Annotated in this window: 8 protein-coding genes; 7 read left to right on the forward strand and 1 reads right to left on the reverse strand. The window is 67.4% G+C overall.

Features of this window, described 5'->3' with window-relative positions; translation table 11 throughout:
* Positions 1 to 261 precede the first annotated feature (261 nt).
* The 7 genes from Poly30_RS16755 to Poly30_RS16785 all read left to right on the forward strand — a co-directional run bounded on the left by Poly30_RS16755 (position 262) and on the right by Poly30_RS16785 (position 12220).
* Positions 262 to 3507 (forward strand): DEAD/DEAH box helicase, encoded by a 3246-nt coding sequence (locus tag Poly30_RS16755; protein WP_145199583.1) that lies wholly within the window; start codon positions 262 to 264, stop codon positions 3505 to 3507.
* A 292-nt stretch (positions 3508 to 3799) separates the two neighbouring features.
* Positions 3800 to 5464, forward strand: coding sequence for a chaperonin GroEL (groL, locus tag Poly30_RS16760; protein WP_145199586.1), 1665 nt, complete (start codon positions 3800 to 3802; stop codon positions 5462 to 5464).
* Positions 5465 to 5536: 72 nt separating this feature from the next.
* Complete coding sequence (gene groL / locus Poly30_RS16765; RefSeq protein ID WP_145199588.1) at positions 5537 to 7138, forward strand: chaperonin GroEL; 1602 nt, start codon at positions 5537 to 5539, stop codon at positions 7136 to 7138.
* Positions 7139 to 7251: 113 nt separating this feature from the next.
* Positions 7252 to 8388 (forward strand): molecular chaperone DnaJ, encoded by a 1137-nt coding sequence (dnaJ, locus tag Poly30_RS16770; RefSeq protein WP_145199591.1) that lies wholly within the window; start codon positions 7252 to 7254, stop codon positions 8386 to 8388.
* A 44-nt stretch (positions 8389 to 8432) separates the two neighbouring features.
* The gene (locus Poly30_RS16775) at positions 8433 to 9047 is read left to right on the forward strand and encodes a nucleotide exchange factor GrpE (RefSeq protein WP_419190283.1); all 615 of its coding nucleotides are present in this window, start codon (positions 8433 to 8435) and stop codon (positions 9045 to 9047) included.
* Positions 9048 to 9051: 4 nt separating this feature from the next.
* Positions 9052 to 9360 (forward strand): FmdB family zinc ribbon protein, encoded by a 309-nt coding sequence (locus Poly30_RS16780; protein WP_145199597.1) that lies wholly within the window; start codon positions 9052 to 9054, stop codon positions 9358 to 9360.
* A 115-nt stretch (positions 9361 to 9475) separates the two neighbouring features.
* A complete protein-coding gene (locus Poly30_RS16785; RefSeq protein ID WP_145199600.1) occupies positions 9476 to 12220 on the forward strand; it encodes a sigma-70 family RNA polymerase sigma factor in 2745 nt (914 codons plus the stop codon).
* Positions 12221 to 12235: 15 nt separating this feature from the next.
* On the opposite strand, the gene Poly30_RS16790 is transcribed toward Poly30_RS16785, so the two are convergent.
* The gene (locus tag Poly30_RS16790; protein ID WP_145199603.1) at positions 12236 to 13084 is read right to left on the reverse strand and encodes a Cof-type HAD-IIB family hydrolase; all 849 of its coding nucleotides are present in this window, start codon (positions 13082 to 13084) and stop codon (positions 12236 to 12238) included.
* Between the last annotated feature and the right edge of the window lie 12 nt (positions 13085 to 13096).

The following is a 13096-nucleotide window of genomic DNA, read 5'->3' on the forward strand; positions in this document are numbered from 1 at the left end:
CGGGCGTCCTCGCCGGACGGGCGCGCTCGCCGCGCAGGCGTGCTCGCCGCACGGGCCGCGAGGGCGAGCCTCGCGCGGGCGGCACGACACCCTGCGGGCGCCGCGCGGTGCCCGGGCGTCCTGGCGGACGCATGGGACGGCAAGGGTGAGGCTGCTACCTGACTGTGCCTGGCCCATCCGCGGCGCGAGACGCCCAAGGTGCGAGCAAATAGCCCGTGGGCCGAGTGGCTCAGGGGGCCGTCCGCGCGTTAGAGTCTCGCCGTGCGCACCGCCCTGTTCACCACCGAACTCGAAGTCTGTTTCGATGATTTTCTCCGTGAACGAGGCCGGGCCCTCGCGACCACGGGGAGGCTGGATCGGCTGAGTCCCACCGAGATGGGCTTCATCGGCCAGTTCGAAGGGTCCGACGGGAGCTTCGTCATCGAGGTGGTCATCGAGGGGCCCGGCTCGCCGGGGTCGTGCAGCTGCCCGACGTGCAAGAAGGACGGGATCTGCGCCCACATCTGGGCCGCGGCGATCCTGCTCAACGACCTGAGGAGCCTCCAGGACGTGCCGATTCGGAAGTCGCTGGAGAAACGGTCCCTGAAGCGACTTCAGGCTCTGCGGGGCAAGTTTCAGCGCAAGGCACTGACCGCCTGGGACCTCGCCGAGTCGGAGTCGTCGCAGCTGGTCTTCGTCCTCGACGCCGATGAGTGCAAGGATCCGGCCCTCGCCAAGGTCTTCGTCCAGCGGAAGTCCATCACCGCCAACGGCACCTGGTCCACCGGCAAGCCGGTCGACCTCGCGTACTTCGACTTCGAGGACCTCCAGAGCGACTCCGACCGGCAGCTGCTCGGGCTGCTCGGCTACGGGCCCAATCGCTTCGGTGGCGGCTCGGCGCGCAACTGGCAGCTCGGCAAGGACGAACACCAGCTGTCAGCGTTCCAGGCCAGCGAGATCCTGCCCATGATGGCGCGGGAAGGGCGGCTGGAGCTGCGCGGGCGGCGGGCCGGCGGCGGCACCACGCCGCTGGCCTGGGACGAGGGAGACGCGTACTCCATTCGACTGCTCGGCGAGCTGTCGGCACCCGACGATCCGCCGCTCCTCTTCGTCAACGGCGCGCTCGTTCGAGGGGACGAAGAACGATCGCACCGTGACATCCATGCGATCCTCCCCGGCGGGCTCGCCGTCCTCGACGACCGCCTCGTTCGCATCGGCCCCGAGGCCGCCGCGCCGATGCTCGGCGACCTCGTCCAGGAAGGCACCATCGGCATCGGCGAGGAAGCGCTCGACGAGTTCCGGCGTCTGATGGGTGCGCTGCCTGCGGGCGTCTGGGCGCCGGCCGGGAGCGACGCTTCGGCAGCGTCCACGGAAGGCAAGCCCGCGGAGGACGAGGAACTCGATGCGTTCGAAGGCCCGACGCCGGAACTCAGCGTTCAGGTCACGGGAAGCCGCTCCGACGCTCGGCTCGAGTGTGACATCTTCTTCGACTACGGCCCGGGGATGCGCGTCTCCCCCGACAGCCGCGTGATCACGATGAAGTGCAGCGAGACCGGTGCGATGATCGCGCGCGAGCTCCCGCTCGAAGCGGCCAGGCTCGCGGAGTACCTGGAAGCTGGCGGTCGCCGCACGCGCGTTCACCGCGAACTCGGCCAGGACGGCAACATCGCCGCGAAACAGTTCCCGATCGTCGTGAAGGAGCTGCTCGATCGAGGCTGGCGCGTTCTGGCGAACAAGAAGCCGATCCGGCGCGCGGGTGAGTTCTCCATCTCCGTCCGCTCCGGCATGGACTGGTTCGACGTCGAAGGCGGCATCCAGTTCGACGGCGTCACCGCGTCGTTCCCCGAGCTGCTCGCGGCGGCGAAGAGTGGGGAGCGCACGGTGGAACTCGGGGACGGCAGCAGCGGGATGATCCCGGAGAACTGGCTGGAGAGCTGGGGGCTGCTCGGCGTCGGCCGGAAAGAAGGCGATGCTCTCCGCTTCCAGCGTAACCAGGGCTGGCTGCTGGATGCGCTCCTTGCCGAGCGCACGCTCGAGCGCTCGGACGAGGCGTTCGACGGCTACCGCGAGAAGCTCGCGAAGTTCAAGAAGATCAAGCCGGTGAAGGAGCCCGCCGGGTTCCAGGGTGAACTCCGCCCCTACCAGCGTGACGCCCTGGGCTGGTTCGGCTTCCTCGGCGAACTGGGGCTCGGCGGCTGCCTCGCGGACGACATGGGGCTCGGCAAGACCGTCCAGGTGCTGGCGCACCTGGAGGCTCGGAGGAAACGCAAGCTGGGCAAGGACGAGGAGCGGCGGCCCTCGATCGTCGTCGCGCCGCGCTCGCTCGTGTTCAACTGGATCCAGGAGGCCGCGCGGTTCGCGCCGAAGCTGAAGGTCCTCGACTACACGGGAAGCGGCCGCCAGGCACGGCTGGCGGCCGAGGGCCCCGTCGACCTGCTGGTGACGACCTACGGCTCGCTTCGGCGCGACGCCGTGGACCTCGCCGAGACGCAATTCGATCACGTCATCCTCGACGAGGCGACCGCCATCAAGAACGCGCAGAGTCAGTCGGCGAAAGCCGCGCGGCTCCTGCGCGGAGACCACCGGTTGGCCCTCACCGGAACGCCGGTCGAGAACCACCTGCACGAACTCTGGAGCCTCTTCGAGTTCCTGAACCCCGGGATGCTGGGCCGCTCCAGCGCGTTCCGCGAGTTCGCCGAGCGCAAGGTGGACGGCACGGACTCCGTCGACGTCAGCGATATCGGCCGCGCGATCCGGCCGTTCTTCCTGAGGCGGACCAAGGACGAGGTGCTCACCGAGCTCCCCGCCAAGAGCGAGCAGATACTCACCGTGGAGCTCTCGAAGAAGGACCGCAAGCGCTACGACGACCTCAAAGAGCACTTCCGCAAGGAGCTGCTCGGCAAGGACGAGGGCGCAGGCGCTCTGGAAGTCGACAAGCTCAACGTCCTGACGGCGCTGCTGCGCCTGCGGCAGGCCGCGTGCCATCCGGGACTGATCGACGAGAAGCTCGGCAGCGAGGATAGCGCCAAGCTGGAAGCGCTGATCCCGCGCCTGGAGGAGCTCGCCGCGGAGGGTCACAAGGTCCTCGTCTTCTCCCAGTTCACGTCGTTCCTGAAGATCGTCAGGCGCCGGCTCGAAGCGCTGCGGATCCCGTTCGAGTACCTCGACGGCCAGACGCGCAAGCGCCAGGAGCGAGTGGAGCGCTTCCAGTCCGACCCCCACACGCCGATCTTCCTGATCAGCCTCAAGGCGGGCGGGCACGGGCTCAACCTGACGGCTTCGGACTACGTCTTCATTCTCGATCCGTGGTGGAACCCGGCCGTCGAGGCCCAGGCCATCGACCGGGCGCACCGGATGGGGCAGACGCGATCGGTGTTCGCTTACCGTCTCATCGCCAAGGACACGGTCGAGGAGCGGGTGATGGAACTCCAGGCGAAGAAGCGGGACCTCGCGGACCAGCTCTTCCAGGGCGGGAAGGGCGTGCTCAAGAGCCTGACTCGGGACGACCTCGAAGCGCTGCTCTCCTGATCGCGCGGAGGACCGGGGCGGCCAAATCGGCAGCGGACTGAACGGGGCGGCAAAGCCGCTGCCAGTTCGGCAGCGGGGTCGCCGTCTGACCCGCCTGGCAGGGTCAGGAAGCACGCTCCCAGGGCCTCTGAAGCCCTTTCGAGCCCCACCAGCCCCCTTCCCTGGCATCTCGGCACGCCCTTTGCTTCGGGACGGGCTCGCACACCGCGGTGGCCGCCAGCTGGCGCTGCCGCGTTCTCATCGTTTCTCCCCCACTCTTCGAACGACTCCTCTCTACAGAGTCACGCATCCCATGGCCAAGCAAATGGTTTTCGAGTCCGACGCACGCGAAGCGATCCTTCGTGGTGTCGAGAAACTCGCCAAGGCGGTCACCACCACCCTCGGCCCCCGCGGACGTAACGCGGTCATCGACAAGGGCTGGGGCGCTCCCACCGTCACCAAGGACGGCGTGACCGTCGCCGAGGAGATTCAGCTCCAGGACCCCTACGAGCAGATGGGCGCTCAGCTCGTCAAGGAAGTCGCCAGCAAGACGAGCGACGTCGCCGGTGACGGCACGACGACCGCGACGCTCCTGACGCGCGCGCTCTTCCGCGGCGGCCTCAAGGCCATCACGGCCGGAGCCGCTCCGTCCCGCCTCAACGCCGCCATGCAGGACGGCGCCGCCAAGGTGATCGCCCAGCTCGAAAAGATGGCGAAGCAGGTCGGCGGCAACGAGGAGATCAAGCAGATCGCCACGATCTCGGCCAACAACGACCCCGCCACCGGCAAGCTGATCGCCGACGCCATGAAGAAGGTCGGCCGTGACGGTGTCATCACCGTCGAGGACGGCAAGAGCATGGAGACGGTCGTCGAGATCGTCGAGGGCATGCAGTTCGACCGCGGCTACCTGTCCCCCCACTTCGTCACGGCCCCCGACGAGATGGAGGTCCAGTTCGACAACGCGCTGATCCTCATCAACGAGGGCAAGATCTCGAACGTCCAGGCGCTCGTTCCGATCCTCGAGGCGAACAAGGACAGCGGCCGCCCGCTGCTGATCATCGCCGAGGACGTCGAGAGCGAGGCCCTTGCCACCCTCGTCGTGAACAAGATGCGCGGCGTCCTCTCGGTCTGCGCCGTCAAGGCACCCGGCTACGGCGACCGCCGCAAGCAGATGCTCCTCGACATCGCCGCCCTCACGGGCGCCACGGCGATCATGAAGGACACCGGCATGGAGCTGGAGCAAGTGACCCTTCAGCACCTCGGCTCGGCCAAGCGCCTGACCGTCTCCTCCGACGCCACGACCATCGTCGGCGGCAAGGGCAAGAAGGAAGACGTCATGGGCCGCGTGAACCAGATCCGCGCCGAAATCGAGGCGACCACGTCGGACTACGACCGCGAGAAGCTCCAGGAGCGCCTCGCCAAGCTGACCGGCGGCATCGCCCAGATCAACGTCGGCGGCGCCACGGACACCGAGGTGAAGGAGCGCAAGGCCCTCATCGAGGATGCCCTGCACGCCACCCGCGCGGCCGTGGAAGAGGGCGTTCTGCCCGGCGGCGGTATCGCTCTTCTGCGTGCCCGTGAGGTCGTGAAAGCCCTCAAGGTGCGCGACGACGTCGACTACAACCTCGGCATCGACACGCTCTACGAGGCCCTCTCGGGCCCGATCGAGCAGATCGCCGAGAACGCAGGTCACGAGGGCGCTGTCGTGGCGCACCGCGTGCTCCGCGAGAAGAAGCAGTCGTACGGCTTCAACGCGCTCACCGGCGAGTATGGCGACATGCTGGCCATGGGCATCATCGACCCGGCCAAGGTGACGAAGTCGGCGCTGCAAAACGCGATCAGCGTCGCGACGCTGCTGCTCACCACGGACGCTCTCATCGCCAACAAGCCCGATCCCAAGCCCGCCGGCGGCGGCGGTGGCATGGACGGGATGGACGGCATGGATGACATGGGCGGAATGGGAGGCATGGGCTTCTAGGAGCCCCTTCCCCACCCAACCCACTCCCTTCCTCACCCTACCGAACACAACCCCCAACCCACCCACACGACCATGGCCAAACAGATCATGTTCGACGATGCCGCCCGCCACAAAATGAAGGCCGGCATCGAGAAACTCGCCAAGACGGTTCGCGTCACCCTCGGCCCGGCCGGGCGCAACGTCATCCTCCAGAAGAGCTTCGGCTCGCCCCACGTCACCAAGGACGGCGTTTCCGTCGCCAAGGAGATCGAGCTTGAGGACCCGTTCGAGAACATGGGCGCCAAGCTCGTTCTCGAGGTCGCCAACAAGACGAACGACATCGCCGGTGACGGCACGACGACCGCCACGGTCCTCGCGTCGGCCATCTTCAACGAAGGCCTGAAGTACGCCGCCACGGGCGTCTCCACGATCGAGCTGCGCGCCGGTATCGACAAGGCGGTCGCCCTGGCCGTCGAGTCCATCGCCGGACAGTCGCGGAAGGTCAAGACGCGCGCCGACAAGGCCGCCGTCGCGACGATCAGCGCCAACAACGACCCGGTCACGGGCGACCTGCTCGCCGAGGCCTTCGAGAAGGTCGGCGACGAGGGCGTCATCACCGTCGAGGAGAACAAGGGCGTCGATACCTACCTCGAGCACGTCGAGGGCATGGAGTTCGACAAGGGCTACCTGTCGCCCTACTTCGCCACGAACCTCAGCAAGCTCGTGGCCGAGTACGAGGACGCCCACGTCTTCATCTGCAACAAGAAGATCTCGACGGTTCGCGAGATGGTGCCGGCCCTCGAGGCCGCGATGCGCAGCGGCAAGCCGCTGCTCATCATCGCCGAGGACATCGAGGGCGAGGCCCTCACGGCCCTCGTCATCAACCGCCTCAAGGGCGTCCTCAACGTCGTCGCCGTCAAGGCGCCGGGCTTCGGCGATCGTCGCAAGTCGTACCTCGAGGACATCGCGGCCCTGACCGGTGGCGTGTCGATCACGGAAGAGATCGGCATCCCGCTCGAGAAGGTCACCGTCGAGCACTTCGGTAGCGCGGCCCGCATCGTCGTCGGCAAGGACTCGACGACGATCATCCAGGGCGCTGGCAAGAAGAAGGCCGTCGAGGAGCGCGCCAAGCAGATCCGCGTCCAGATCGAGAAGTCGACCTCGGACTACGATCGTGAGAAGCTCGAGGAGCGTCTCGCGAAGCTGACCGGTGGCGTCGCCGTCATCCGCGTCGGTGGCGAGACCGAAGCCGAGATGAAGGAGCGGAAGGACCGCGTCGAGGACGCGCTCAACGCGACCCGCGCCGCGATCCAGGAAGGCATCGTCCCCGGTGGCGGCGTCGCGCTCCTGAACGCAGCCGAGGCCGTGAAGGCCGGCCGCTACAAGAACGACGAGAAGTTCGGTGCGCTCATCATCGAGCGCGCTCTGGAGGCACCGTGCCGCCAGATCGCCGAGAACGCCGGTGTCGACGGGTCGGTCGTCGCGGAGACCATCCGCGAGAAGGGCAAGACCATCGGCTACAACGCGCTGACCGGCACCTACGAGGACATGTTCAAGGCAGGCGTGATCGACCCCGCGAAGGTCGTTCGCTCCGCGCTGCAGAACGCAGCTTCGATCTCGGGTCTGCTCCTCACGACCGACACGATGATCACGGATATCAAGGACGAGGAGACGGTCGCTGGCTCCGTCGCCTGACCCCTTCCTGACTGAAGATCTGATCCGAAGTGATGGGGGCGACGGAGCGATGACCCGCTCCGCCGCCCCCTGACCGTCCGACCGCGCGCCAGACCACCCGCGAGCCGAAATCGATGAGCCAGAAACGCGACTACTACGAGGTCCTGGGTGTGCCCAGGGATGCGGCGCAGGCCGACATCAAGAAGGCCTATCGCAAGCTCGCCATGAAGTACCACCCGGACCAAAATCCGGGGGACGCGGAGGCGGAGAAGAAGTTCAAGGAGGCCGCCGAGGCCTACGACATCGTCTCCGACCCGGCGAAGCGTCAGCGCTACGACCAGTTCGGGCACCAGGCGTTCGCCCAGGGCGCGGGCGGCGGTGGCGCCGGAGGCTTCACCAACGTCGAGGACATCTTCTCGGCCTTCGGGGACATCTTCGGCGGCGCGGGCGGCGCGTTCGGCAACATGTTCGGCGGCGGCGGAGGGCGACGCTCGCGCGGCCCCGCCCGCGGTCGAGACCTGCGAATCGTGCTCGATCTCACGCTGGAGGAGATCGACGAGGGCGTCACGAAGACCGTCGCGCTCAAGCGGATGGAGTCCTGCGAGACGTGCTCCGGCTCGGGCGCCAGGCCCGGCACCGGCAAGACGACCTGCTCCACCTGCGCGGGCCGCGGCCAGGTTTCACGGAGCGCCGGCTTCTTCCAGATGGCGTCCCCCTGCCCCACCTGCCGCGGCGCGGGCGAGGTGATCGAGTCGCCGTGCCAGACGTGCTCCGGTAGCGGCGGAGTGCAATCACGCACGGAGATCGAGATCCAGGTTCCGCCCGGCGTCGAGGAAGGCGTGCAGCTGCGCGTCACGGGCGAGGGCGACGCGGGTCCCCAGGGGGCCCAGCGCGGCGACCTCTACTGCGTGATCCGCGAGAAAGAGCACAACGTATTCCAGCGCTCCGGGCCCGACGTGCTCATGGAGGTCCCGTTCTCCTTCCCCCAGCTGGCCCTCGGCGACAAGGTCGAGATCCCGACCCTGCGCGGCAAGGTCGAGATGACGGTGCCGTCCGGAACCCAGAGCGGCAAGGTCTTCCGACTGCGGGGCCAGGGGCTTCCGCGCATGGAAGGACGCGGCAAGGGCGATCAGCTCGTCCGCGTGTTCTGCGAGATCCCCGAGAAGCTCACGGATCGCCAGAAGGAACTCCTCGAGGAGTTCCATGAGATCGACGGCGAAACCAGCGGCAAGCGATCGTTCTTCGATCGCGTCACGGACTACTTCAAATAATCCCCATGGCATTCGGCAGACGAAAGGTCAAGGAGACTGATGCAATGAACAGTACAACCGACAACGGCGACGTGACACCTGACGTGAACCAGGACGTGGACGGCGATCTTCGCGAGGACTTCGATCCTTCGGAGATGGACTCCAGCGAAGAGGGCCAAGCGGAGCTCAGCGAACTCGAGCAGGCGATCCGGGAGCGCGACGAGGCGAAAGCCCTCTGGCTGCGCGCCCAGGCCGACTACCAGAACCTGCGCCGCCGGACCCAGGCGGACATCGACGCGGCCGTGCTGCGGGCGAAGTCAGAGGTGCTCGGCGAGGCGGTGACGGTGCTCGACTACCTCGACATGGCGCTCGCGGCCGAGGTCACGAGCGACGATGCGAAGAACCTGAAGATCGGCGTCGAGATGACGCGCGGTCAGCTCCAGGGACTGTTCGATCGACTCAACATCAAGCCCATCGCGGCGGTGGGCATGTTCGATCCGGCGGTGCACCAGGCGCTGTCGACGGTCGAGACCGCCGAGCACGAGCCCGGCACCATCATGGAAGTGGTGCGCGGCGGCTGGCTCATGGGTGAAACGGTGCTGCGCTTCGCCCAGGTGCGAGTGGCGGCGGCGCCGGAAGGTCCGAAGGACGTCGAAGCTGAATCCGTCGAGGCGGAGTAGCGCGATGCCGACCTACGACTATCGCTGCAACGCGTGCGGGCACGTGTTCGAAGAGTTCCAGATGATGAGCGAGCCCGAGCTCAAGAAGTGCCCCGAGTGCAAGAAGAACAAGCTGGAGCGCCTGATCGGCGGCGGCGCGGGCTTCCTGTTCAAGGGATCGGGGTACTACCTGACCGACTACCGCTCGAAGTCCTATTCGGAGGCGAAGAAGGCAGACAGCGGCTCGGGTGGTTCCGGTAGCGGCGATTCCGGTGGCGACACCAAGCCGAAGGAAAAGCCGAAAGAGAAGGAAAAGAAGGCCAAGCCGGACTGATCGCGGGCCGCGACAGAAGAAGTCGACGAGATCCGGGCAAAGTTGGTCACGCTCTCGGGGCTCGGCACAGGAAAGGGGTTCTAGGATCTTACCCCTCCCTCGGACGCCGCACGCCATGGACTTCAACGCCCTGTCCACTGAACTCGAAAGCGATCATCGCTGGCTGATTCGACTCGCCCGTCGCCTTCTTCGCCACCCCGAGGCCGCGGAGGACCTGGCGCAGGAAGCGTCGCTGCTCGCGCTGCGGTCTCCGTCCCTGCGCGAGTCGAACTCGCGCCTCCACGTGCGCTCCTGGCTCGCCAAGACGGCGCAGCACCTCGCTTGGAATGCCAATCGTAGAGCACGGCATGAGGCCCATGGTCTTGACGCGCTCGCGAGGGAGGACCGCGGCGACGTCGACATGAGCGCCACCGAGCGGACCGAGCGAGCCGAGTTTCGCGCCGCGGTGGCGACGCTCGTGGCGGAGCTGCCTCCCGCTGAGCGTGAGGCCATCGTGCTGCGCTACTATGAGGGCCAGAGCGTCCTCCGCATTCAAGAGATCGTCGGCGCCCCCTCGCAGGAGGCGGTGCGCAAGCGGCTGAGCCGCGGCATCGAGCGGCTGCGCAAAGCGCTGGACGAACGGCTCGGACAGGCGGAATGGCATCGCGCGGCGATCTGCGTGACCTCAGCGCTGAGCGTGAAGAAGGCCTGGATCGGCGCTGCGGCCCTCATCCCCACCTGCATTCTGGGCCTCTGCCTGTGGATCTACCTGGAGCCTGGGGCCGGAGGCCAGGAACGTCAGGGTGTCCCAGCGCTGGCCGAGGTAGGCTTCGCCGTGCCGCACCCGGAGGCGGCGGCATCGACTCAGACACAGGGCCCGGCGCCCATGGCCGCGACAGGCGACGAGCCGCGGCGCCCAGGCCTGGCCGAGCCTGGCGAGGGCGCGGCAGACGAGCCGGCCTCTTCATCGGCCCCGGGCACAGCACCGAGCGCGACGCTGAAAGGACGGGTTCGAACCCATACCGGCGCACCGCTGCAGGGCGCGTGGGTCTTCACCGACTTTGCCGACGGCATGCGCGTGCTGACCGGCCGCATGGCACAGCTCGAGTCGTCGGCTCCCCCCTGGGCCGACCCGAACGCCGTCGCGGGTCCCAACCGCGCTGTGACCGACGAGCACGGCCGCTTCGAGGTGCGGGCTTCCACCTCCGTCAATCGAACGACGCGCGCAACACTCGCGGTTCTCTCCCCCGGCGGGGATGCGGGCTTCGAGCTGATCAAGGGTCTCCACACGGGCGACGTCGTGGACGGCCTGACCTTCACGCTGCGAGACGATGAGACGCTGACCCTGCGACTCCAGAGCGACGGCCCTGGGGCAAGATCGCCCCATGTGGACGCCGCAGCGCGCGTCGGGGCGCAGGTGTTCTGGGACGAACTCAGTGGTCTCGATCGGTCGTTCATGGCAGGAAGCAGCATCGCGAGCCCGTTGCTGCCCCTGGTGGAGCAGCGAGGCGAACGCGAGGAACTGATCATCGCGAGGTTCCACCAGCCACCGCGCCACTTCGACTCGGAGGAGCTACGCGGCATGCTGTTCCTGCCGGGGTTTCAGCCAGCCTCGTTCACGGTGGAGCCCGGCGCCACCGAAGCGGTGATACGGATCGAAGAGGCCCCCAGGATGCACCTGAGACTCGACGTGGAAGGCGAGGCCAAAGAGCGGATCCAAGAGGCCTCGATCATCCTGACTCCAGAGCCGCCCGACCCCGGAATCACTGCCCGCGAGAACCACCAGCGCGTTCGTTCCGGCTATCCCTTTCGGCAGCGAATCCTGGGCTGGCGGAACGGCGAGACCAGGGCCGTCCCGGCCGATGCGACGGCGCCGACCTACGCCTACGTGGCGCTCGTCCTCGACTCGGACGAAGCGACCCTCTACCTACCGACCTACGGACCGCTGCGAGCCGATGAGAGCACGCCGGAAGCGCCGCACCTCTTGAGCGCCGACCTCGACGAGTGGGGAACCCTGTCCGGCGAAGAGATCCAGAGCGCAGCCTCGGCCGAGGCCGTGCCCATGTCGACGATACGAGCCAGTGTCGTGAGCGCCGCGGACGGCGCTCCCATCCCCGGCGCATTCATGGCAGTCCAGGGCCACTCCCACGATCACGGCGGCGCTCACTCGCACCCGAGCGGCGAGTCTGGATCCGTCCTGCTCAGCGTCGCCGAAGATGAGGTCGCGCTCGAACTCACCGCGCCAGGATTCGGGATCGAGCGACTGGACCCGATCTCACTTCTGCCGGGCGAAACACGAGACCTGGGCGAGATCGAACTGTGGCCGCTCCAGTACTTATCGTGCAGGCTCGGGCGCGCGACGGGGGGCCCGCTTCTTGCAGCGCACGAAGTCCGCTACACGGACGCCTCGGGCGCGACCCGGCGAGCGCAGGCCGACGCCGATGGTCAGATCCAGCTCGTGTACGCGGAAGGCCCCCCCACCTCCGTGCAGATCCATCTGGAGAGCGGCTCGAGCGCGCCGCGCGCGAACGCACCCGTTGTCCTTCAGCAGGACGGGACGGGGAAGATCGCGGTGCCGGAATGGGCGACGGTGGTCGTGCGCGTGGGCGGCATTCCCTCGCCGCAGCGGTATCTCCTGGACCACCTGCAAGTGAACGTACTCGGCGTGGAGACCGAGCGCCCCAGCACCTCCTTCTGGCCCGGATTCCAAGGGGACGACCTCCTCTTCAAGCTTCAGCTCCCCCCTGGCCAGTGGACGATCGTCTCCGGTAAGCCCTGGCTCGTGCAGCTCGAACCCACCACCGTGGAGGTCCCTGCGAGCCCTGGCCCAGCGGCAAGACTCGTCCGCATCGAGGCATCGACGCAAGCCACCAGCCGGTGACCTACGTCGGTACCGTCACGACGATCTGGACAGCAAGCGCTCTCGAATCAACTCCGCGATCGCTGCGCTCGAGTTCGAACCAATGACGAGATCGGCGTGCGCCTTGACCTCGGGTAGAGCCCCGGCCATCGCCACGCCGAGGCCTGCGTACTGCAGCATCGGGATGTCGTTGTCGGCATCCCCCACTGCGATCACACGCGACGCCGGGATGCCTTTTGTCTCCTCCAGGAAGCGCAGCCCCTCGGCCTTGCCGCGGCAGGGCGCGTGGACGTCGATCGCGCTGTAGGGATTCGTCCGGTGCCGCGGTAGCACCGACAAGGGGAAGTGCGAAACGTAGATCGGCCCGCCCGCCGCGGCCTCCAGCTCCGCCGCGATCGTGTGCGAGCTTTCCTCGCCGCAGTTCACGAGGAAGCTGAGCCGGATCGTGAACTCACGCAGCAGCTGGTCGCGCTCGACGAACTGCAGGTCGATGAAGCCGTCGAAGTTCCGACGCTCCTCCTCGCTGCGAGGCTCGTGGGTCAGCTTCTCCGACGCGGTCATGACGATCACCTGGGCATCGCGCTCGGCCGCCCACGCGTGCAGCCGCTGGTTCGTGCGGTTGGAGATCGTGCGCTCCTCGACCATCCGGCCCTTCTCAACGTCCCAGATCGCGCAGCCGTTGAAGAAGATCGCTGGCGTTCTGAGTCCGAGGTCCTCGACGATCGGCATCCCCGAGGTCTTCGAACGACCCGTCGCGACCATCACGGTCACGCCGGCCGCTTCCGCTTCCTTCAGCGCCGCGCGGGTTTCGGGGTGAATGGTCTCTTCGGGCGTGAGCAGCGTGCCGTCGAGATCGAGGAGGATTGCATCGTAGTCGCGGGCCATGGGCGCAGAGGA

The organism is Saltatorellus ferox (assembly GCA_007751475.1).
Lineage (GTDB): Bacteria > Planctomycetota > UBA1135 > UBA1135.